The sequence below is a fragment of the Vogesella mureinivorans genome (assembly GCF_007644035.1).
GTDB classification, from domain to species: domain Bacteria; phylum Pseudomonadota; class Gammaproteobacteria; order Burkholderiales; family Chromobacteriaceae; genus Vogesella; species Vogesella mureinivorans.
On sequence record NZ_VMTV02000021.1, the window covers coordinates 22810 to 44780 of the forward strand.

General features: G+C 61.9%; 20 protein-coding genes. 4 read left to right on the plus strand and 16 right to left on the minus strand.

The genetic code is table 11. The annotated features are described in order from the left end of the window. Positions 1 to 11 precede the first annotated feature (11 nt). From rplI to FLQ44_RS00630, 10 genes are all read right to left on the minus strand, one after another. Positions 12 to 461 (minus strand): 50S ribosomal protein L9, encoded by a 450-nt coding sequence (gene rplI, locus FLQ44_RS00585; RefSeq protein WP_147689220.1) that lies wholly within the window; start codon positions 459 to 461, stop codon positions 12 to 14. 23 nt (positions 462 to 484) lie between these two features. Continuing rightward, entirely contained in the window at positions 485 to 712 is a 228-nt protein-coding gene (rpsR, locus tag FLQ44_RS00590) for a 30S ribosomal protein S18 (RefSeq protein WP_017509979.1), read from the minus strand. Between the two features lie 4 nt (positions 713 to 716). Next, complete coding sequence (gene priB / locus FLQ44_RS00595; RefSeq protein WP_338117442.1) at positions 717 to 1034, minus strand: primosomal replication protein N; 318 nt, start codon at positions 1032 to 1034, stop codon at positions 717 to 719. Continuing rightward, entirely contained in the window at positions 1035 to 1412 is a 378-nt protein-coding gene (gene rpsF / locus FLQ44_RS00600; RefSeq protein ID WP_017509977.1) for a 30S ribosomal protein S6, read from the minus strand. Positions 1413 to 1559: 147 nt separating this feature from the next. Then, complete coding sequence (locus FLQ44_RS00605) at positions 1560 to 1766, minus strand: heavy-metal-associated domain-containing protein (RefSeq protein WP_017509976.1); 207 nt, start codon at positions 1764 to 1766, stop codon at positions 1560 to 1562. 14 nt (positions 1767 to 1780) lie between these two features. Continuing rightward, on the minus strand, positions 1781 to 2083 hold the full coding sequence (locus FLQ44_RS00610) for a metal-sensitive transcriptional regulator (RefSeq protein ID WP_147692604.1): 303 nt from the start codon (positions 2081 to 2083) through the stop codon (positions 1781 to 1783). A gap of 3 nt (positions 2084 to 2086) precedes the next feature. After that, positions 2087 to 3586, minus strand: coding sequence for a multicopper oxidase family protein (locus tag FLQ44_RS00615; RefSeq protein ID WP_147692605.1), 1500 nt, complete (start codon positions 3584 to 3586; stop codon positions 2087 to 2089). 143 nt (positions 3587 to 3729) lie between these two features. Continuing rightward, entirely contained in the window at positions 3730 to 4113 is a 384-nt protein-coding gene (locus FLQ44_RS00620; RefSeq protein WP_147692606.1) for a hypothetical protein, read from the minus strand. Positions 4114 to 4307: 194 nt separating this feature from the next. Continuing rightward, positions 4308 to 5054, minus strand: a complete 747-nt coding sequence (rlmB, locus tag FLQ44_RS00625) for a 23S rRNA (guanosine(2251)-2'-O)-methyltransferase RlmB (RefSeq protein WP_147692607.1) — start codon at positions 5052 to 5054, stop codon at positions 4308 to 4310. A gap of 69 nt (positions 5055 to 5123) precedes the next feature. Then, positions 5124 to 8369 carry an EAL domain-containing protein gene (locus FLQ44_RS00630; RefSeq protein ID WP_240801143.1) on the minus strand — a complete coding sequence of 1082 codons (3246 nt, stop codon included), beginning with the start codon at positions 8367 to 8369 and terminating at the stop codon, positions 5124 to 5126. Positions 8370 to 8544: 175 nt separating this feature from the next. Between FLQ44_RS00630 and mfd the strand changes: the two genes are divergently transcribed. Then, entirely contained in the window at positions 8545 to 11940 is a 3396-nt protein-coding gene (mfd, locus tag FLQ44_RS00635; protein WP_147692608.1) for a transcription-repair coupling factor, read from the plus strand. A gap of 386 nt (positions 11941 to 12326) precedes the next feature. Then, positions 12327 to 13937, plus strand: coding sequence for a methyl-accepting chemotaxis protein (locus FLQ44_RS00640; protein ID WP_147692609.1), 1611 nt, complete (start codon positions 12327 to 12329; stop codon positions 13935 to 13937). 110 nt (positions 13938 to 14047) lie between these two features. On the opposite strand, the gene FLQ44_RS00645 is transcribed toward FLQ44_RS00640, so the two are convergent. The 3 genes from FLQ44_RS00645 to FLQ44_RS00655 all read right to left on the minus strand — a co-directional run bounded on the left by FLQ44_RS00645 (position 14048) and on the right by FLQ44_RS00655 (position 16201). Then, positions 14048 to 14806, minus strand: coding sequence for a substrate-binding periplasmic protein (locus FLQ44_RS00645; RefSeq protein ID WP_147692610.1), 759 nt, complete (start codon positions 14804 to 14806; stop codon positions 14048 to 14050). Between the two features lie 87 nt (positions 14807 to 14893). After that, positions 14894 to 15592, minus strand: coding sequence for an aspartate/glutamate racemase family protein (locus FLQ44_RS00650; RefSeq protein ID WP_147692611.1), 699 nt, complete (start codon positions 15590 to 15592; stop codon positions 14894 to 14896). Continuing rightward, positions 15593 to 16201 (minus strand): LysE family translocator, encoded by a 609-nt coding sequence (locus tag FLQ44_RS00655; RefSeq protein WP_147692612.1) that lies wholly within the window; start codon positions 16199 to 16201, stop codon positions 15593 to 15595. A 155-nt stretch (positions 16202 to 16356) separates the two neighbouring features. Here FLQ44_RS00655 and FLQ44_RS00660 point away from each other — a divergent pair, with 155 nt between their 5' ends. Together FLQ44_RS00660 and FLQ44_RS00665 are read left to right on the plus strand one after the other, a co-directional pair. Continuing rightward, positions 16357 to 17784, plus strand: a complete 1428-nt coding sequence (locus tag FLQ44_RS00660) for an aminotransferase-like domain-containing protein (protein WP_147692613.1) — start codon at positions 16357 to 16359, stop codon at positions 17782 to 17784. 189 nt (positions 17785 to 17973) lie between these two features. Continuing rightward, entirely contained in the window at positions 17974 to 18351 is a 378-nt protein-coding gene (locus FLQ44_RS00665; RefSeq protein WP_147692614.1) for a DUF4345 domain-containing protein, read from the plus strand. A gap of 153 nt (positions 18352 to 18504) precedes the next feature. Here the strand turns inward: FLQ44_RS00665 and FLQ44_RS00670 are convergent, their stop codons facing one another. The 3 genes from FLQ44_RS00670 to FLQ44_RS00680 all read right to left on the minus strand — a co-directional run bounded on the left by FLQ44_RS00670 (position 18505) and on the right by FLQ44_RS00680 (position 21968). Next, the gene (locus FLQ44_RS00670) at positions 18505 to 19437 is read right to left on the minus strand and encodes a sensor domain-containing diguanylate cyclase (RefSeq protein ID WP_206208591.1); all 933 of its coding nucleotides are present in this window, start codon (positions 19435 to 19437) and stop codon (positions 18505 to 18507) included. A 310-nt stretch (positions 19438 to 19747) separates the two neighbouring features. Next, entirely contained in the window at positions 19748 to 21235 is a 1488-nt protein-coding gene (locus FLQ44_RS00675) for a carboxypeptidase M32 (protein ID WP_147692615.1), read from the minus strand. 82 nt (positions 21236 to 21317) lie between these two features. Further along, a complete protein-coding gene (locus FLQ44_RS00680; protein ID WP_147692616.1) occupies positions 21318 to 21968 on the minus strand; it encodes a hypothetical protein in 651 nt (216 codons plus the stop codon). Positions 21969 to 21971: the final 3 nt, after the last annotated feature.

Genomic DNA, 21971 nt, shown 5'->3' on the forward strand with positions numbered 1-21971 from the left:
GTTACGCTGGATTAAACAGCAGCAACAACAACGATCTTCACTGCAGCAACCACGTCGTGGTGCAGAGCGATTTCAACGTCGTACTCACCGATAGCCTTCAGCTGGCCGTTCGGCAGACGAACTTCGAAACGCTTAACTGCAACGCCAGTAGCGGTGATGGCTTCGGCGATGTCAACGTTGGTTACGGAACCGAACAGACGGCCGTCAACACCTGCTTTTTGAGCGATGGTGAAGGAAGCGTCTACCAGTTTTTCAGCGCGCGCTTTCGCGTCTGCCAGAATTTCAGCCTGTTTGGCTTCCAGCTCTGCACGGCGAGCTTCGAATTCTTGCAGGTTAGCGGCGGTTGCGCGTTTTGCTTTGCCTTGCGGGATCAGGAAGTTACGGGCGTAGCCGTTCTTCACGTTTACCACGTCACCCAGTACACCCAGGTTAGCAACTTGTTCGAGCAGAATGATTTGCATCTTGTCGTATCCTTATCCCGGAATTAATGCTGGTCGGTGTACGGCAGGAAGGCCAGGAAGCGCGCGCGCTTGATGGCTTCGGACAGCTGACGCTGATAGCCTGCTTTGGTGCCGGTGATACGGGCCGGGATGATTTTGCCGTTTTCGGCAATGAAGTCCTTCAGCAGATCAACGGATTTGTAGTCGATTTCCTTGATGCCTTCCGCGGTAAAGCGGCAGAACTTCTTGCGCTTGAAGAGTTGACGAGCCATGTGATTAACCTTTAACAAATTCAACAAATTCGATGTGTAGAACCAACCGCGGATTACGGAGACTGCGCTGATTCAGAAAGCCTGTGCAGTGCACGGTGTTTCCTGCCATCTTCCCTGCCAGCTGTTTGGCTAGCTCCCCCATGGCTACGGCCTGTATTTCGCAGGACACGTCGCGTTCCAGGGTGGCAATGGTTTGCCGGGAGTGGTGCCTTAGCCACATTTCCAGTACCGGCATGCCGGCTGGGGTGTGTCGCAAAGGGTCTTCGCGTTCGACCGTAACGGTCAGTTCAAGTCGGTTCTGCAAGGATGCAGTGTTGCCCAATTAGGCAGCTACTTCAGCCTCGGCTGCAGCTTGCTGGCCTTCCAGCAGGCTCTTGGCCTTTTCGTCCTTCATCATCGGGGATGCTTCGGTGATAGCACGAGTCATCTTGATGGTCAGGTGACGCAGAACGGCGTCGTTGAATTTGAAGGCGTGCTCGATCTCGGCCAGAGTTTCCGGAGCGCACTCAACGTTCATCAGAACGTAGTGAGCTTTGTGAACTTTCTGGATCGGGTAAGCCAGTTGACGACGGCCCCAGTCTTCCAGACGGTGGATCTTGCCATCAGCGTTCAGGACCATGCCCTTGTAACGCTCAACCATAGCACCAACCTGTTCGCTCTGATCCGGATGGACGATGAACACGATTTCGTAATGCCGCATGTGAACTCCTTGTGGCTATAAAGCCCTTCGTCATGCGCGATAGCGAAGGGCAAGGGTTAAAAGCTGAAGATTGTACGGAGTTTGGCCTGCGCTAGCAAGCCAAACGCGTGGATATTCAGGTATTTGCCGCCCGCAGCGGCCAGTGTGTCAGCCGATTACATCAAAACCGGCGTTTTCTACGGCCTGCTGCCAGGCGGCGGGCTGTGCGTCGCCATCAAAACGGATGGTCACGGCCTTGCTGGCCAGGTCTACCTGTACTTCGGCCACGCCGGCCACGGCCTGCAGCGCGCGGGTAACGCCAGCGGCGCAGCCGCCGCAGGTCATGCCGTCTACCTTGATGATGTGCTGGTTCATGCTTGCTCTCCTGTTCAACGCATTTTCTTGAGCAGGGCCATCACCTCGGCGATGGCCTCGTCGCTATTGCCTTCGTTTACCGCACGGGCCACGCAGCCCTTGAGGTGGTTTTCCAGTAGCTGCTGCGCCACCGCGTCCAGCGCCGAACGCGCGGCGGCGATCTGGGTGAGTACATCCACACAGTAGCGGTCGCCTTCTATCATGCCGGCAATGCCGCGCACCTGGCCTTCCAGCCGCGCCAGGCGCTTCATCAGTGCGGCCTTGTCGGGTTGCACCACGCTTTTCGGGCTGCTGCAGCAGTCGTGTTGTTCGCTCATGGCTTACCCCGGCAAAAAGTCGATTTGCGCCATCATGCCCCGGTCTTCGTGCTCCAGGATGTGGCAGTGGAACATGCGCAGGCCAGGCAGCGTTTGCACGAAGCGCAGGCGCACCATGCCGCCAGCGGGTACGTTGACGGTATCGCGCCAGGCCAGGAAAGGCTCGTCCTCCCAGATGCCGTCCACGGTGCGCGCCAGTACCTGGAACTGCGTGCCGTGCAAGTGGAAGGGGTGGTCCATGTGCGCGTCGGCAATGACCTCCCATTCCTCGATGCGGCCAACCTGCCCGGTGCCGTCGATGCGGTTCATGTCGTAGCTTTGGCCGTTAATCAGGAACGGCGCTTTCGGGTCGGCCATGTTTTCGGATAACACGATCTTGCGGCGAAAGCCCGGTGCGCCCAGCGGCGCGATAGGGCGCAGGCTGGCGGGCAGCGCCAGGGTTGGCCGCATGCCATAGGCCACAATGCTGGCCAGCGTGTCGTCTTTTTCTTGCTCCGGGTGCATGCGCTTGCCGCGCGCGTAGGGCTGGCTGATCAGCCCCGCCGGCTGGCCGGGCTTGAAGCGGCCGGTCACCACCAGCTCGCAGCGCTCGCCTGGCGACAGCAGCACGCTGTCTACCGGCTGCGGCGCGCCGATCAGGCCGCCGTCGGTGCCCACCAGCTGCACCTCGTGCGCCGGCAGTGCCAGCTTGATGATGCGGCTGCTGCTGGCGTTCCAGATGCGCCAGCGCTGGCGCTCGCCCTCACCCAGCGTGATCACTGGCTGCCACGCGCCGTTGATCAGCACGAACTGGCCTTCGCGGCCATCGTGCAGGTCGGCCATATCGTTGGCCGCAATCTGGCCATCGGCTGCCAGTTTCAGGTCGGATAGCAGCAGGTGGCGCTCTGGCAGGTGGCGCAGCGGGTCGGTTTTACTGCGCACGATAATCGGCCCGGCCAGGCCGCGAAACGCCTGCTCGGCGGTGTGGCCATGCGGGTGCGGGTGGTACCAGTAGGTGCCAGCGCAGCCTGGCGGCAGGGTGTAACGGTAGTGGCGCCCCTTGCCGGGCGCTACCGGGTCTTGCGGGTTGCCATCCTCGGCTGGCGGTACCGGCATGCCATGCCAGTGGATGGTAGAGGGCTGCGGCAGCGCGTTATCAAAGCCGATATCGACTTCGTCGCCTTCCCATAGCTCGATCAGCGGGCCGGGCACGCTATCGTTAAAAGCCCAGAAGGTGGTTTGCCGTGCATCGCCCCACAGCGCCACCTGCACCGGCGCCGCACGCAGGCTGGCGGCAAAGCGGCCGGGCTCTGCCGCCTGGTTGACCAGCGGCTGCAGGGCGGGCAGATGCTCGCCACGCGGCAGGCTCAGGCCCTGGGCGGCGGGCGCGGGCGCAGGCATGGCGTGGCCCATATCGTGGCCCATGGCGGCGTGGTCCATGGCGGTTTGTGCTTGCGCCTGGCGTAGCGCGGGTACCGCCACGGCCAGCAGGCCGGCGGCTTTCAGAAAATGACGACGTTGCATAACGCCTCCCTGTGTCAGTTGTTGATGACTATATACCCCACAAGGGTATGCAGACAAGGCGACGACGCTCGCGTTCCTGCAAGGTGGCAATAAAAAACCGCCACATGCGGTGGCGGTTCGGCGGTAACAACACGCGGTACGGCTTATTTGGGCAGTACCATTTTGCCGCCTACCATGCAGCGCCCTTTGAAGGGCAGCTTGAACTTGGTCAGCAGCTTTTCGGTTTCCTGCTTGAACTGTTCGGCGTTGGCGCGGGCTTCGGTACCCGTCTTGCCCTTCACCAGAAAAGCCGCGCCATTGCGGTAGTTTTCATCCAGAAAATACGCTTCGGTAACGGTGCCGCTTTTTACCTTGGCAATGGCCTGGTTGATCAGCTCGGGAAACAGCTTGTTGAATTCCTCACTGACCACACCATCCTGCCGCTGATCCGGCATACAGGTCAGTAAAGCATGGTGAGTGGCCACGCCAGTGGCGGCCATTACGCTGGCAGGTAGCGCCATTATTAACAGTAGTGCTAGTTTCTTCATCGCCCTTATTCCTCGTTTTTTATTGAAAGTAAATTCATTTCCACTTTCAAAAACAAGGCTAGCACGAGCAGTAGCGTACAGGCAGCCACTGGGGGCGTAGCGATAAAAGCCGGGCGCACAAAACAGCAGGGGCTGGCCTGCCCGGCCAGCCCCTGCTACGCAAACCCTGGTTGGCCGCGGCCACGCTGCAGGGCTTAACCCTGCTTGAGCACGCGCTGACGGCGGCTTTCGCTCAGTACCATGCCGGACGATACCGACACGTTCAGGCTTTCTACGGTACCAAACATGGGGATGGACACCAGCACGTCGCAGTGTTCACGCGTCAGGCGGCGCATACCCTCGCCTTCGGCCCCCATCACCCAGGCCAGCGGGCCGCTGGCGTCAAAGTGATACAGGTCGGTATCGGCTTCCATGGTGGTGCCGGCAATCCACACCCCGGCGTCTTTCAGGTCGCGCAGGGTGCGCGCCAGGTTGGTCACCGTGATGTAGGGCATGACCTCGGCAGCGCCGCAGGCTACTTTCGATACGGTAGCATTCAGCGTAGCGGAGCGGTCTTTCGGGGCGATGACGGCGTGCGCGCCCATGGCGTCGGCCACGCGCAGGCAGGCACCCAGATTATGCGGGTCGGTCACGCCGTCCAGAATCAGCAACAGCGGCGGCTCGGACAGGTTTTCCAGCACGTCATCCAGGGTAACGAAGTTCTGGTTGGCGTCGATCATGGCCACCACGCCCTGATGGCGGGCATTGCCGGTCAGGCTGTCCAGGCGGGCTTTGTCCACAATGTGGGCTTTCACGCTTTCGCTGGCGGCTTTGTCCAGCACGGCTTGGGCGCGGGCGTCCTGACGGCCGCCAGCCAGAAAGATTTCCAGCACGGATTTCGGGTTTTGCCACAGGCGGGCATTAACGGCATGAAAGCCGTGAATGAGTTTCTTGTTGCTCATGAGGCATCACCTTATCAATAGAGCCGCGCATTGTAGCGCTAAATGGCCGCCCTTGCCCGCAGCAGCCGGCTACAGCTCGTCGTCGCCCTCTATCAGCAGGGGAACCTGCTGCTGGCTTGCGGCCAACCATTGCACCAGCTCGCCAGCCGGCAGCGGCTTGCTGAAGAAATAGCCCTGCAAAATGGCGCAGCCTGCCTGGCGCAGGAACGCGCCCTGTGCAGCGGTTTCCACCCCCTCTGCAATCACGGTGAAGTGCAGTTTGCGCGCCATGGCGATAATGGCTTCGGTAATGGCAGCGCTATCACCGTCATCCGGCAAGCCTTCGATAAACGAGCGGTCTACCTTCAGGTAATCCAGCGGGAAGCGCTTGAGCGTGGACAGCGAGGAATACCCGGTGCCGAAGTCGTCGATGGACAGCTTCACCCCCAGCGCTTTGAGCTCGCCCAGTAGCGAGATGGCCTCCTGCGGGTTTTGCATCAGCATGGACTCGGTAATTTCCAGCTCCAGCCGCGAGGCGGCCAGGCCGGTAGCCGCCAGCACGTCGTTTACTTCTTTCAGCAGGGTTTGCTGCTCGAACTGCCGGGCAGACAAATTGACCGCCAGCCGTGGCACACGCATGCCGGCTTTGTCCCACGCCACCATCTGGTGGCAGGCTTCGCGCAGCACCCAGGCACCGATGGGCTTGATCAGGCCGGTTTCTTCGGCCAGCGGGATAAAGCGCCCAGGCGGTACCAGCCCCAGCTGCGGGTGGCGCCAGCGTATCAGCGCCTCCACGCCTTCCAGTGCCATGCCATCGCAGGAAACCTGCGGCTGATAGTGCAGCTCGAACTCGCGCCGCTCCAGTGCCTGGCGCAAACCGCTTTCCATCAGCAGGCGTTCGAAGGTTTGCGTGTTCATCTCGGCATCAAAGAACTGGTAGGTGTTCTTGCCGGCTTCTTTGGCGCGGTACATGGCGGCATCGGCATTTTTCAGCAGCGTGGCGGCGTCTATGCCGTCGTTGGGGTACACGCTGATACCGATACTGCCGCTGACAAAGACCTCGTGCTGCTCTACCCGCATGGGGCGGGCCAGCGCGGCCAACACTTCTTCGGCCATGCGGCCCAGTGCTTCGTGGCTGTCAAAATCGCTGACCAGCAGCGTGAACTCATCGCCGCCCAGCCGCGCTACCAGGCCAAAACGCTGTGCAGACTGGGTGAGCCGCGCGGCGATTTCGTGCAGCACTTCATCGCCAGCCTGGTGGCCAAACGAGTCATTAATCAGCTTGAAGCGGTCCAGGTCGATAAACATCAGCGCCAGCGCCGGCACGGCCTCGGCTGATTCGATAATGGTGTTGTCGATGGCCTCGATCAGCGCACTACGGTTTGGCAGGCGGGTGAGCGGGTCGTGGCTGGCCAGAAACTGCAGGCGGTCTTCGGCCTGCTTGCGGCCGGTGATATCGGAAAACACGCCTACATAGTGCGTCAGCCCGCCGTGGGTTGCCCGCACCGCGCTGATGGACAGCTCGGCCACGTAGGGGTCGCCGCTTTTATGGCGGTCGAACATTTCGCCTTTCCAGTGCCCGTCGCGCTCCAGCGACTCGACCAGCGCGCGGTTGCGCTCGCGGTTGGCCGTGCGCAGCATGCGCGATACCCGGCCAATGGCTTCGTCCGAGCCAAAGCCGGTAATGCGGGTAAACGCCTGGTTCACCATGACGATGCGGCCCTCGGCGTCGGTCACCAGAATGCCCTCGGTGGCATTGTCGAATACGGTGGCGGCCAGGCGCAGCTCGGCGCTGGCGGCCACGCGGTCGGAGATATCCATCACCACGCCGATAATCGCCTTGCGGCCCTGGTAGTCAAACAGGCGGCTGTGCACTTCTACATCCACCTCCTCGCCATCCTTGCGCAGCAGACGCGTGGTGTAGTGCATGTTCTGGATATTGTCAGCAATGCGACGGCGGATTTGCGCACCGATACGCTGCGCCTCTCCCGGCGGCAGAACCTCGACAATATGGCGGCCAACCAGCTCGTCGGCACTGTACTGCACCAGATCGGCCAGCTTGGGGTTCACATACATCAGCACTTCTTCTTGCGTGATGTAAATGCCCACCATGGATTGCTCTACCACCGCGCGGTACTTCTCCACCGCCTCCTGGCGCAAACGCTCTTCGGCTGCACGCTGGGTAATGTCTACCGAAATACTGCCCACGCCCGAGGGCAGGCCTTCGCTATCAAATAGCGGAAACACGCTGGACAGCATGCGCAGGCTCTGGCCGTCTACGGTAATGTTTTCTTCGAACTGGCGCGGCTCCAGGCTGCGTAGCACCTGCAGGTCATGCTCGGTAATCAGCTTGGCTTCTTCGGCGGCAAATACATCGCGGGAAGCGCGCCCCTTGAAGTGGAGCGGCGACAAACCAAACAGCCGGGCAAAGTTCAGGTTTACCACCAGGTAGCGGCCATCCAGGTCTTTCAGCGTCATCAGGCTGGTGCTCTGGTTCAGCAGCGACTCAAAACGCGCCTGCACGTCTTGCAGCAAACGCTCGCGGCGGCGGTAGCCATCGCCAAATACCGCCACCATACCGGCCAGCAAAACCAGAATCGCCACCAGTAACCAGCCGGCCGGGTTCAGACCCGGCAGCCACGGCTGGCCAGACAGCAAGCCAGGCAAGGACAAGGTAAACAGCAGCGCCACCCCTACCCCGGCCACCCCGGTCAGCCCGCCCCGCAACGCGGCAAGAAACAGCAGCGGCAAAAAGGCCAGCAGGCAAGACGTAAAACACGCCTGGCGCTGCAGCGCCCACAAGCCCCCGCCCGCCAGCACGGTAGCCAGCATCAGCCACAGGGTGTCACGGCGCATCACCACACTGGGGAAGCTGGCATAGGCCAGCGGCAGTACCAGCCCCAGCGTCAGCCAGGCCAGCAAGAAATGCTGCAATAGCACGGGCCAGCTAGCAGCAGGCATGACGCCGGCCAACGTAGCCACCAGGAACGCAGCAGGCACGGCACAGCGCAGCTGCAAATGCAAAAGGGAGGAGAGGGATACGAGCCGGTAATCGGCGGCAGGCAGCACGCGGGACAGGGCCAGCAGCATGCTGGCAAAAGACAGGGTCCATAGCACGGCTTCGGGCAAGGGCATGGTCAGCAGTGCCAGCAGCGCCACCGGGCCACCCCACCACCACACCACGCCAAAACGCCCGGCAGCAAAACGCCAGGCCATCATGGCATGGGCCACAAAGGCGGCCATCGGCAACGCCCCCTGCCACTGTTGTGGCCAGAACAGCATGCCTGTTGCAAACAAAATCAGTGCGACCAGCGCACCTATGGTGTTTTTTTCCACCTCTCCCCTGCCTGTTTTATCGTAATGCCGCCCCGCCCCTGTGCCAGCAGGCTGTATTCATTCTGTGGTGAACTTACGGGCGGGACACTGGATTCATGATGAAGGTCGCTGTCTGACGCAGCTGTCGGCCCAGTGTGGCTCTATAATACCTGCCTCTTTGAGAATGTGTAGCGATATGACCACCACTTTGCGACAGTGGCCCGCAAACGGGCAGAAGACCCTGCTGGCGCTGCCAGCTGGCAGCGCCGACAGCGCCCTGATAGCCGCGCTGCCGGATAGCGGCCAACCTATCCTGATCCTGACCGCCAGCGCACAAGATGCCCAGCGCCTAAAGGCAGAGCTGCCCTTCTTCCGCCCCGCGTGGCGTATCGCCCTGCTGCCCGACTGGGAAACCCTGCCCTACGACCATTTTTCGCCGCACAGCGACCTGGTCTCCGAGCGCCTGGCCACGCTGTGGCAAATCCGCAATGGCGAGTGCGATGTGGTGATTGCGCCGCTCACCACCGCCATCACGCGGCTGTCACCGATGAGCTTTCTGCTGGGCCGTACCTTCTGGCTCAAGCTCAAACAGCGCCTGGACGTAGACCGGCTGCGCGCCGACATGGTCACCGCCGGCTACCAGCACGTATCGCAAGTGGTGGCACCGGGCGAGTTTTCGATTCGTGGCGGGCTGGTGGACCTGTTCCCCATGGGCAGTGCCCTGCCCTACCGCATTGACTTGTTCGATGACGAAATCGACAGCCTGAAAACCTTCGACCCCGACACCCAGCGCACCCTGTACCCGGTACCGGAGATCCGCCTGCTGCCGGCACGCGAATACCCCACCGACGAAGCCGCCGTCACCACCTTTCGCCAGCACTACCGCGAAAAGATAGACGGCGACCCGTCCAAAAGCCGCATCTACAAGGATGTGTCCAATAACTTGTGGCCGGCTGGTATCGAGTACTACCTGCCACTGTTCTTCGAGCACACCGCCACGCTGTTCGACTACCTGGGCGACAGCGCACAGCTGATCCTGCACGGCAATGTGATGGCCGCCGCCGAAGACTTCTGGCGCGACGCGCAAAGCCGCCACAATATGGCCGGTGGCAACCCGGAGCGCCCGGTGCTGGCCCCGGCCGAGCTGTTCCTGCGCCCGGACGAGCTGATGGGCGCCATCAAACCCTATGCCCGGCTGGACATGTCCGGCAGCGGCGACTGCGGCTACCTGCCGCTGCCGGAGCTGGCGGTAGAGCGCCGCGCCGACAACCCGCTCACCAAGCTGGCCGACTTCACCCGCCGCTACAGCGGCCGCGTGCTGATTGCTGCCGAAAGCCTGGGCCGCCGCGAAACCCTGCAGCACTTTTTGCAAGAGCACGGTATCAAGGCGCAGCCGGTAGACAGCTGGCAGACTTTTGTCGACAGCACGTCGGCGCTGGGCCTGATTCACGCGCCGCTGTTTAACGGTTTCGAGCTGCACGACGCCGGCATCGCCATCGTGACCGAGGCCGAGCTGTACCAGCACATTGCCCGCAGCCAGGGCAAGCGCCGCAAAACGGCGGCCAACAACGACGCCATGCTGCGCGACCTGGCCGAGGTCAAGGTAGGCGACCCGGTGGTGCACGAATCGCACGGCATTGGCCGCTATATGGGCCTGGTGTCCATCGACCTGGGCGAAGGCGAAACCGAAATGATGCAGCTGGAGTACGCCGAAGGCGCCACGCTGTACGTGCCGGTGGCGCAGCTGCAGCTGATCAGCCGCTACGCCGGCCACGCCAGCGACAATGTGCAGCTGCACCGCCTGGGCAGCCCGGCCTGGGACAAAGCCAAAAAACGCGCCGCCGAAAAAGCCCGCGACACCGCCGCCGAGCTGCTGAACCTGTACGCCCAGCGCGCCGCGCGCGAAGGCCACAGCTTTACGCTGAACCACCACGACTACGACGCCTTTGCCGCCGGTTTCGGCTTTGAAGAAACCCCCGACCAGGCCACCGCCATCGAGGCGGTGATCCACGACATGACCAGCGGCCGCCCGATGGACCGCCTGGTATGCGGCGACGTGGGCTTTGGCAAAACCGAAGTCGCGCTGCGCGCCGCCTTTGTGGCGGTGATGGGCGGCAAACAAGTGGCCGTACTGGTGCCCACCACCCTGCTGGCCGAGCAGCACTTCCAGAACTTTAGCGACCGCTTTGCCGACTGGCCGGTGCGCATTGCCGAGCTATCGCGCTTCAAGAGCGCCAAGGAAGTGAAGCAGGCCATGGAAGGGTTGGCCGCAGGCAGCATCGATATCGTCATCGGCACCCACAAACTGGTGCAGCCGGACGTGAGCTTCAAGAACCTGGGGCTGGTGATCATCGACGAAGAGCACCGCTTTGGCGTGCGCCAGAAAGAGCAGCTCAAGCGCCTGCGCGCCAATGTGGACGTGCTCACCCTCACCGCCACGCCGATCCCGCGCACGCTGTCCATGGCGCTGGAAGGCCTGCGCGAATTCTCGGCCATCACCACCGCGCCATCGCGCCGGCTGGCAGTCAAAACCTTTGTCAGCCCCATTAACAACGGCATTATCCGCGAGGCCATGCTGCGCGAGTTCAAACGTGGCGGCCAGGTGTTCTTCCTGCATAACGAGGTAGACACCATCGAAAACATGCGCGAAAAACTGGCCGAGCTGGTACCAGAGGCGCGCATAGCGGTGGCACACGGCCAGCTGCGCGAGCGCGAGCTGGAACAAGTGATGCGCGACTTCCTGCAGGTGCGCTACAACGTGTTGCTGTGCTCCACCATTATCGAAACCGGCATCGACATCCCCAACGCCAACACCATCCTGATCAACCGCGCCGACAAGTTCGGCCTGGCCCAGCTGCACCAGCTGCGCGGCCGGGTTGGCCGCAGCCACCACCAGGCCTACGCCTACCTGCTTAGTGGCGACGGCATGACGCGTGACGCACAAAAGCGGCTGGAAGCGATTCAGGCATCCGAAGAGCTGGGCTCGGGCTTCTATCTGGCCATGCACGACCTGGAAATCCGCGGTGCCGGCGAGGTGCTGGGCGAGGGGCAATCGGGCGAGATGCAAGAGGTAGGCTTTAGCCTGTTTACCGAAATGCTCAAGCAGGCCGTGCGCGACCTCAAAAAGGGGCGCGAGCCGGACCTGGACGCACCACTGGGCGTGACCACCGAAATCAACCTGCACAGCCCGGCCCTGCTGCCAGACGACTACTGCCCCGGCGTGCACGAGCGGCTGGTGATCTACAAGCGGCTGGCCACCTGCGACAGCGAAGACGAGATCGACACCATCCACGAGGAGCTGATCGACCGCTTCGGCCTGCCACCGCAAAACGTGAAAACGCTGATCGAAAGCCACCGGCTCAGGTTGGCCGCACGCGAGATGGGTATCCAGAAGCTGGATGCCAGCGAGGTAGCCATCCAGCTGACTTTTGTGCCGAACCCGCCGATCGACCCGATGAAGATCATCCAGCTGATCCAGAGCAAGCGTAACTACAAGCTGGCCGGCCAGGACAAACTACGCGTGGAAAGCCCGATACCGGACGTGGCCATGCGCATCGTACGGGTGAAGGAGCTGATGAAAGAGCTGGGCTAGCCTGCACGCTGCGCGCCGGCCAACCCGGCGCGGCTGCGGCGCAGCCTAGTCAGCCCACACACACCCGCACCTGCCCCCGCAGGCTGCAAACAAAACCACCCTGCCGGGCCGGCGAACAGGGTGGTTTTTTGCTATGTGCGCACAAAACGCAATGAACTTGACGCAACGCAACATGTCATGTTGCTATAAAATCAATCGATATCTATAAATTACACATTAAGATTACGCATAAGTGCTATAAGGTTTGCTTGTGCAACCCGTACCAATACACCCAGGTCCGCGGCACACACCTGCCTTAACAAGCCATGGGCGGCCAGCCCCAGCCACATCACAGCACAGCACAACTCAAACCAAGATCAACCCACCTAACCGGTTAGAGGCGTCTCATGAAAATTGCCACCCGCTTGCAGTTACAAACGCTGGTTGCTGTTACGGCATTTGCCACGATTTTGCTGATTGCTTTTGTACAGCTTGCCAGTATCAAAGAAAAGTCGGCAGTGATCGCCGAAGATGTCGTGCCCAGCATCGAGCTGCTAGGCACCGCCAGCTTGAACTTTGTGCAACAACGCGCCGCCTTGCTCAGCCTGGTCGCCACCGAAGAAGCCGCAGCCCAGGATGCCATCCTGCTTGCCTACCAAGACTACCGCCAGCAGGTAGACCGCAATCTGCAAAGCTACGAAGCCCTGGTCAACGACAGCACGGATAAACAGCTGCTGGAAGCATTCCGCAGTGGGGTAGCCCGCACCAACCAGAGCTACGACCAGGTGTTGGCCGCATTCAAGGCGCATGACACGGCCAATGCAGCTGCCATGCTCAATAACACCCGTACTGATTTCCTGCAGGTGCGAGATACCGCGCTGAAAGAAATCGAACACAACAAACAGGTGGGCCGCACAGCCCACCAGGCATTGAAAGACGCAGAACAAAGCGCCTTGCTGTGGCTAGCGATTACCGCCGGTGCGGCCTTGCTGGCGCTCAGCCTCATTGCCGTGCAGACCTATCGCCAGATTGTGGGCAGCATCAACGATGCCGCCAGCGATATTGCCGACATGACCGAGCACCTGGACCTGTCGCGCCGCTGCCAGATTCGCCACGACGACGAAATGGGTGGCCTGCTACGCCACTTCAACCAGCTGGCCAGCCGCCTGCACACCAGCATGCAGCGCGTGGCGGCGTCGTCTACCGACGTGGCCTCGGCGGCGGCCAACCTGGCCAGTGCTGCCGGGCAGGTTGCCAGCGGCTCGGCTGCGCAAAGCCAGTCGGCGTCGTCCATGGCAGCCGCGCTGGAGCAGATTACCGTCAGCATCAACCACGTGGCCGACCGCACGCAGGAAGCCAATACCCTGGCACAAGACACCGGCCACAAGGCACGCCACGGCGAGCAGGTTATCGAGAGCAGCAACGGCACCATCCTGAGCATGGCCGACTCGGTACGCGATGTGTCTACCCACATGCAGGCGCTGAACCAGCAGACCAATGCCATCCATAGCGTGATCAACGTGATACGCGACGTGGCCGACCAGACCAACCTGCTGGCGCTGAATGCCGCCATCGAGGCGGCGCGTGCCGGCGAAATGGGCCGGGGCTTTGCCGTGGTGGCCGACGAGGTGCGCAAGCTGGCCGAACGCACCGCCAGCTCCACCACCGAAATCGCCCAGATGATCAACACCATGCAAGGCAAATCCGACGACGCAGCGGCCGGGGTAAACCGCGCCGTGAGCAGCGTGGAAAGCGGGGTGCAGGAAACCGGGCGTGCACGCCTGACCATGCAGGAAATCGCACGGGCTGCCGACGATAACAAAGGGGTGGTGGGGGAAATCGCCAGCGCCATCCGCGAGCAAGGTGCTGCGGCCAACAGCATTGCCCAGCAGGTAGAAACCGTGGCGCAGATGTCGGAAGAAAACGCCAGCGCTGCCCACAGCGTGACCGACCTGGCCGAACACCTGAACACACTGGCCAGCGTGCTGGACCAGGAAGTGAAAACCTACCGGCTGTAAACCTGGCTGCGGGCTAGCGCAGCATGGCTTATCGCCTGGCCGCCCCCGGCAAAAAACCCCGTTTGCGCTGCCAACGGGGTTTTGTTCAAGCACTGCCAGCTATGCCGACCTTACTGTACGGCTTGCAGTACCTGCGCCAGGCTGATGCCAAAGTGCTGCTGATAAAAATGGTCCAGCTGGCCATGCTTGCGTAGCAAAGCCGCCTCGACATCTACCGCGTCGCGTAGCGTCTCCAGCCCCGGGCGCAAGCTCAGCGGCTGGCCGACACTGGCCAATAGCGGGCTCAGGCGCTTTACCTGTTGCCGGATATGGCTGGCCACGCCTTCGGTGGCCAACGCGTCGTCAAACATCACCTCTATGCGGCCGCCAGCCAGCATCTGGATACCACGCTGCGTGTCCAGCACGTCTACACGGCGCCAGTCGGTATGCGCTTTCAGCGCTGCCGGGTAGTCGTAGGCGGCTACCCAGCCCACACGGTGGCCGCGAAACATGTCCAGGCTGTCATAGCTTTGCAGCGGGCTATTGGCCTTTACCCAGGCACTCAGCACCCAGAACACCAGCGGCTGGCGCGTTTGCACCCAGCCGGGTGGGCTGTCTGCTGCGCTGGCAAACGCCAGCACGTCCACCTGGCCCTCCCTGGCCAGACGCAGGCAGGCCGCTGCCGCCTTGAAAACATATTTCAGACGTACCTGCTGCACAGCGGCCACCCTGCCCAACACATCGGGTACCAGCCCCTCGGCAGGCTTGCTGCTACCAATATCGATAAACGGCGCCCACGGCTCGGCACACACCGTCAACACCGGCGCAGCCTGTGCCCAAGCCATGCTGCCTAGCAGCAGGCCACCGGCCAGACAGGAAGAAACGCGCATCGCACTCTAGCCTTTCGATAACATTACATTGCATGATGACTGCTTACATTATGCGTAAATGGCTAGAAAATACGAGTGTTATCCTGCTCAGGCCTGTATGAGCCAGGCCGCAGCGGCTTCGGCGTGTAGCTGTGCGGTATCAAATAAAGGCAAGCGTGTATCGGCCGGGCTAACCAGCATGGCAATTTCGGTACAGCCCAGAATCACCGCTTGCGCGCCATCGGCCCGCAGTGCCTCGATCATGGCCAGATAGCGCTGGCGCGACGCCGGCAATACCTGCCCCAGGCACAGCTCGTCAAAAATCACGCGATGCACCTCCGCACGGTCTTCTGCGCCAGGCACGTGTACCTGGAAGCCTGCTGCCTGCAGGCGGATACGATAAAAGTCGTCTTCCATGGTAAAGCGGGTACCGAGCAGGCCCACCCGGCTGACGCCGGCACGCTGCAGCGCGGCGATGGTAGGGTCGGTAATGTGCAGCAACGGGATGCCGGCCAGGGCAGCCACCTCATCCGCCACCTTGTGCATGGTGTTGGTACAGATCACCAGCGCGCCGGCACCGGCTGCGGCCAACCCTTTGCCCGCCTGGCCCAGCAGCTGTGCCGCACCCGCCCAGTCGCCCTGCCGCTGCTGGGTGGCGATGGTGTCGAAATCGACACTGTGCAGCAGCAAACGCGCCGAGTGCAGGCCGCCCCGGGCATCACGCACGCAGCGGTTGATGTGGCTGTAATAGTGCACGGTGGATTCCCAGCTCATGCCGCCCAGCAAGCCCAGTATTTTTTGTGTCATTTACAGTACCTGTAACAGGGTGAGTTCGTCCCACAATAGCCAGGCTGCCGTCGCCGCCATCAGCCCCGCCATCACGCCATTAAACAGCCTGCGCGCGCGCGGCTGGGTCAGGTAGCGGCGTAGCCCGTCCCCCAGCGCCGCCCACAGGCAGATGCAGGGAAAGTTGATCAGCGCACACAGCCCCGCCAGCGCCAGCGCCTGTTGCCAGCCCGCAGACACGGGCAGGAACAGCAGGCTGGTATTCACCACCATCACCCAGGCTTTGGGGTTGACCCACTGAAACGCCGCCGCCCCCAGAAAGCTCATGGGGGTGACGGCCTGCCTGGCCTCGGGTGCACCGGCCAGCCACACCTGCCACGATAGCCAGAACAGATAGCCACAGCCCATCAGGCTAAGCAGCAGGCGCCAGTGGTTCAATAATGCCATCACCCAGCCCAGCAGCAAGGCCACCACCAGCACCTGCACACCATGGCCAATGCTGATACCCAGCAGGTGTGGCAGGCTGCGGCGAAAACCGAAATTTACACCCGATGCGGCCAACATCAGGTTATTGGGCCCAGGGGTGATGGACATCAGCGAGACATAGCTCAGTAGTGGCAGGCTCAACATGGCAGCTTCCTTGACGGTGAGGGGTAGCCACCATCGTAGAGAAGGCCGCTTGCCGGTGACAGCCTCAAGAATTTATTATTGTCATGGTGACAGTTAGCAGGCAGCCAATACTGTCACCATGATTTTTGCTGCCTACTGTTACAACCGGGCCCCCCATGGAAACCAGCACCCTGTACCAGCAACTGGCCGACGACCTGTCCAGCGCCATCAACCTAGGCACCCTGCCCCCCGGCTCGCGCTTGCCGTCGGTACGCAAAACGGCGCACAGCCGCCAGCTGTCGCTCAATACCGTGGTGGCCGCCTACCGCGTGCTGGAAGACCGTGGCCTGGTAGAGGCGCGGCCACAATCCGGCTATTACGTGAAAGCGCGGCTGGCCTCGCCGGCACGCGGCGCGCTGCGCGAAGCCGGCCCGGCGCAGGGCACCGACGGCGCGGTGCTGGACCTGATTGGCGCCGCGCTGCAGGCGCAGCAGACGCCAGGCTATATCGACATGGCACTGGCCTGCCCGCGCGGCGGCGACTTCTACCCCGCCGGCAAGCTGGCGCGGCTGATGGGGCAGGTACTGCGCAAAAACCCGGGGCTGGTCAGCAACTACGCGCTGCCACCGGGCTCCGAGCGCCTGCGCACCCAGATAGCGCGCCGCGGGCTGGAGCTGGGCATGGCGCTACAGGCCGACAATATCATTCTCACCCACGGCGCCATGGAAGCCCTGCAGCTGGCGCTACGCGCGGTGTGCCGCCACGGCGATACGGTGGGCATCGAATCGCCCACTTATTTCAACCTGCTGCCACTGTTTGCCAGCCTGGGGCTGAAAGCCGTGGAAATCCCCACCGACCCGCAGCACGGCTTGTCGCTGGATGCGCTGGAAATGCTGCTGACAGAAAAACGGGTACAAGCCGTGGTGGCCATGCCCAATGTGCACAACCCGCTGGGCTGCAGCATGTCTACCGACAACAAGAAAAGGTTGGCCGCACTGGTAAACCGCTATGAAGTGCCGCTGATCGAGGATGCACTGTACGCCGAGCTGCAGTTTGGCGACGCACTGCAGCCGGCGGTGAAGGCCTACGACCAGGACGGCTGGGTCATCGTGTGCGCCAGCTATACCAAGACGCTGGCACCAGACTTTCGCGTGGGTTGGCTGGAAGGCGGGCGCTTTGGCACAGAGATCAAGAAGCTGAAGTTCGCCAGCTCGATTGCCGAGCCACTGGTGCTATGCGAAACACTGGGCGCGTTTCTGGAGTCTGGCGGCTACGACCACCACCTGCGCTCGCTGAAACGACGCTACACCCTGCACGTGGACAAAGTGCGCGCCATGATTGCCGAGCACTTTCCCCCCGGCACCCGCGCCACCCACCCCAGCGGCGGGTTTCTGATCTGGGTAGAGCTACCGGAAGGCTACGACACCGTGCGGCTGTTTGACTTGGCCATTCACGAGCGCATCAGCATCTCGCCCGGCCCGCTGTATTCGCCCAGCGGCCGCTACCGCAACGCCCTGCGCATCTCCTGCTGCCAGCCACTGGACGACCGCTTTACCAGCGCGCTGCGTACCGTAGGCGAGTTGGCCGCACAGTGCCATCGCTGAGCCCTGCCGCGCTTGCCGCGTAGCACGCTGTGTACTGTAAACAACAAGCTGGCTAGCCCAGACTGCCATAGCAATAAAACCCCGGATTGACCCTGTGTTTACACGCTGCCGATACTGGTTTGCCCCGGTACGGCATGGCGCTGTATCGGCTGGCAATCAATGTCAAATAACAATACACAGGGGTAATCCATGAATCTGCGTCAGCTATTTCTGATCAGTACCGCCATCGGGCTGGTGCCCATTGCACTGTCCTACGGCCTGGCACCGCAACAGAGCCTGAGCGAGCTGTTTGGCCTGCAGGTGGATAGCGTTAACGGCTTTCACATTTTCCGCGCCATCACGGGCTTGTACCTGGCGCTGGCACTGTTCTGGGTGATGGGCGCGCTGCGCGCCGGTTTGCGCCAGGCAGCCCTGCTGAGCCTGGTGGTATTCATGCTGGGGCTGGCTATAGGCCGCGTGGTCAGCATCCTGGTCGATGGCATGCCCAATACCCTGCTGCAGGTCTACTTGCTACTGGAGCTGGGCATTGGCGTGGTTGGCTTGCTGCTGCTAAAACGGCCAGACTGACCCTGGCCGCACAACAAAAAACCTGCTTGCGTCGCAAGCAGGTTTTTTTATTCACATCCATCCGGATCGGTGTACCCCGGCCAGCAAACTGCTGCCATCCACTGTGTATGTGCTATACGGCGGCATACAGGGGAGCACACCAGCGCACAGCCATCAGGCCATCACGCAGTTGCGCCCGGCGGCCTTGGCCCGATACAGCGCCATATCAGCCTGCTGGATCAGGCTATCCAGCGTGAGCTCCGGCACCATGGTGGCGCAACCTATGCTCACGCTCAGCATGGGCGCGTTCTCCCACGGCAGGGCAATCTGGGATACCAGCGTGCGGATGCGCTGCGCCATGGTGATGGCACCTGGCAAAGCGGTAGCGGGGAGCAATAGCAGGAATTCTTCGCCACCCCAGCGGGCCACACAGTCGCCCTGGCGCGCACACGCCTGCAGGGTAGCGGCCAGCAGGCACAGTGCTTCGTCACCGCAGCTATGGCCAAAACGGTCGTTCAGCGCCTTGAAGTGGTCTATATCGCACAGCAGTACGGTAAATGGCTGGTCGCGGTGCAAAAAGGCATTACGCGCCAGCTCCAGCTGCATCTGGGCCTCGCGGCGGTTGGCTAGCTGGGTCAGCGGGTCGGTAATGGACAGGCGGCGGTTTTCTTCCACCATGCAATGCAGGTCGTGTACATCGCGAAAGGTCACGATATGCCAGGAAGGCAACACGTCGGCCTTGATCTGGGCGGCCACGATAAACCAGCGCTGCTCACCATTCTTGCAACGCACCATGGCGCTGGTCTCGGCCACGTTCTCACCACGCGCCTGGCTATCCTCTACTGCCTGGTGCCATTCACGGGTAATCTGCTGTCGATAAATGGGGTCGGGATACGCCAGCTGGAACCAGCTGAGCATATCGGGCATTTCCTCGGCGGTGTAGCCGATCTGCTGCAGGAAGGCCTTATTGATGAACAGATGGTTGCGCTTGCCCTCCAGTGCCGGGTCCGAGCTGGACACCAGCGCCGGGATAGGTATCACATCCAGGCTATGAAACAGCACCTTTTCGATGTCGTATGGTGCCAAAGCTTGCTGCCCCGTCGACATGTTTTTCCCCTGTCAGGCGGCGGTATACACAGAGGCCAGCCCCGCCTGATAATGTTTTTATGATATCCGGGCGCGTCGCAACGCCCCTTCTCAAGATTTATACTGCTAATCATGCGAGGGTGAAATAGTGGCATCGCATCTTCTTATATTTCGATATATATGCTGCCTATCAAATAGCGAACTTATAAATCTCCACATGTAAAATACCCCGCATAGCTTCCTTGGAAGCCATTTATGCGGGGTATTATTCCGTTTAGCCGGGCGATGTCAGCATAATCTGCCACCCCCTGCCCTCGCCCAGCTCGCAGGTTTAGCCCAGATAACGTGCCTGCAAATGCGCACGGAAATGCGCCGGGTTCAGGCTCTCGCCCGTGGCGCGGCGCACCAGCTCCGGCGTGTTCCACAGGCTGGCTTGCTGCCAGATATTGGCCTGCAGCCAGTCGAATACCGGCGCCAGGTCGCCTGCGGCAATGCGGCTGTCCAGGTCGGGGTATTGCTGGCGCAGGGTGGCAAAGTACTGCGCGGCGTACATGGCACCCAGGGTATAGCTGGGGAAGTAGCCAAAGCTGCCGTCGGTCCAGTGGATATCCTGCAGGCAGCCATTCTGGTAGTTGCCACGGGTGTCTACCCCCAGATAGGCCATCATTTTTTCGTCCCACAGCGCCGGAATGTCTTCGGCCTCGATCTCGCCTTCGATCAGGGCGCGCTCGATCTCGAAGCGCAAAATCACATGCGCCGGGTAGGTCAGCTCGTCGGCATCCACGCGGATATAGCCCGGGCGCACGCGGCTGTACAGCAGGCCCAGGTTGGCCGCATCGAAGGCTGGCTGGTCGCCCAGGTGTTTTTTCACCAGCGGGGCAATCAGCTGCAAGAAGGCCGGATTGCGGCCCAGCTGCATTTCAAACGACAGGCTCTGGCTTTCGTGTATGCCCATGGAGCGGGCGTGGCCCACGGGCAGGTGCGCCAGCTCGCGTGGCAAGCCTTGCTCGTAACGGGCGTGGCCGGTTTCGTGCACGATGCCCATCAGGCTTTGCACAAAATCATCTTCACGGTAGCGGGTGGTAATGCGCACGTCTTCGGCAACGCCACCGCAGAAGGGGTGCACCGATACGTCCAGGCGGCCGGCGTCAAAATCGAAACCCAGCAAACCCATCACTTCTACGCCCAGCGCGCGCTGTGCCTCGATGGCAAACGGCCCCTGCGCTTGCAGCACCTGTTCGCCTGCCTGCTTTTGCATGGTGTCGCGGATCAGGCCGGGCAGCCAGCTTTTCACGTCGTCGAAAATACGCTGCACTTCGGCGCTGTTCATGCCCGGCTCGTACAGGTTCATCAGCGCGTCGTAGCGCGATACACCGGTGGCGTCGGACAGGTATTGCGCTTCCTCGCGCGACAGCTTGACCACCTCGCGGAAGTTCTGCAGGAAGCCTTGCCAGTCGTTGGCCTTGCGCTGGCTGCGCCAGGCGTGTTCGCAGCGGCTACCGGCCAGGCTTTTGGCTTCTACCAGGCTGGCGGGCAGCAGGTTGGCGTTTTGCCATTCGCGGCGCATTTCGCGCAGGCTGGCTTGCTGTACCGGTGCCAGCGCTTCGGCGGCGGCAGCATCAAACAGCGGGGTCAGTGCGGGGTCGGTCAGCGTGTTGTGCATCAGCACGTGCAGCTCGGCCATGGCGGCAGCGCGGGCGTCGTTACCTTTGGCTGGCATCATGGCGGCCTGGTCCCAGCCGGCCATGGCGGCCAGATGCTGATAGCGGTACAGGCGGGTAAAGGCGGTTTCCAGCTGCAGGTAGGCGGAATGGGTCATGGCAGGCACCTTGGGTAATCAAGGCTGCGATGATGCCTGCTGCCGCGCCGGGCGGCAATTGTCTGTTCGGACGGTGGCCGGCTCAGCCTGGGCGCGGCGCGGCGCGTACGTCGGCGTCCGGGAACGATATCCAGTAGTAGAAAAACTCGCGCGCTATGGCCAGAAAGGTATCACGCGCCTGGCTATCGCCCAGGTGCAGCAGCATGGCGTCGATGGCGGTGCGGAAGCTGTCCGGGTGGTGCGGGTGGCCATGCAGCAGGTAGAGCAGCGGGCGAATCAGGTCGCCGCGCTCGGCCAGCATGCCCTCATCCGAGCCCAGCTCGTACAGCTGGCCCAGATAAATATCCAGCGATGGCGGGTAGCGGCTGAAGCCTTCGCTCACCATGCGCTGTTGCAGGCTTTCAAAACTGCCGTGCGCCGGTAGCCGGATATGGTGGGTGGTAAAGCCGTCGCGGGCATTGAGTGCGGCCAGCTTTTTAACGTCATCCAGCCAGAAATAGTAATACTCGCGCGCCGCTGTCATGGCGCCGGCGCGGTCGTCTGGCGGGCATAGCGATAGCAGGGCATCTACCGCGGCGCGGTAGATATCTGCCCCGCCACGCTGGTTGCGCAGGATCTGGTTCAGCCGCGCCAGGATACGGCGGCGATAGGCCACCACATCGGCCCCCGCGCCCTTGCTGTCCAGCAGGCGCAGATAGGCGTCCAGCGCATCGTCCATTTTATCCTGAGGCATGGT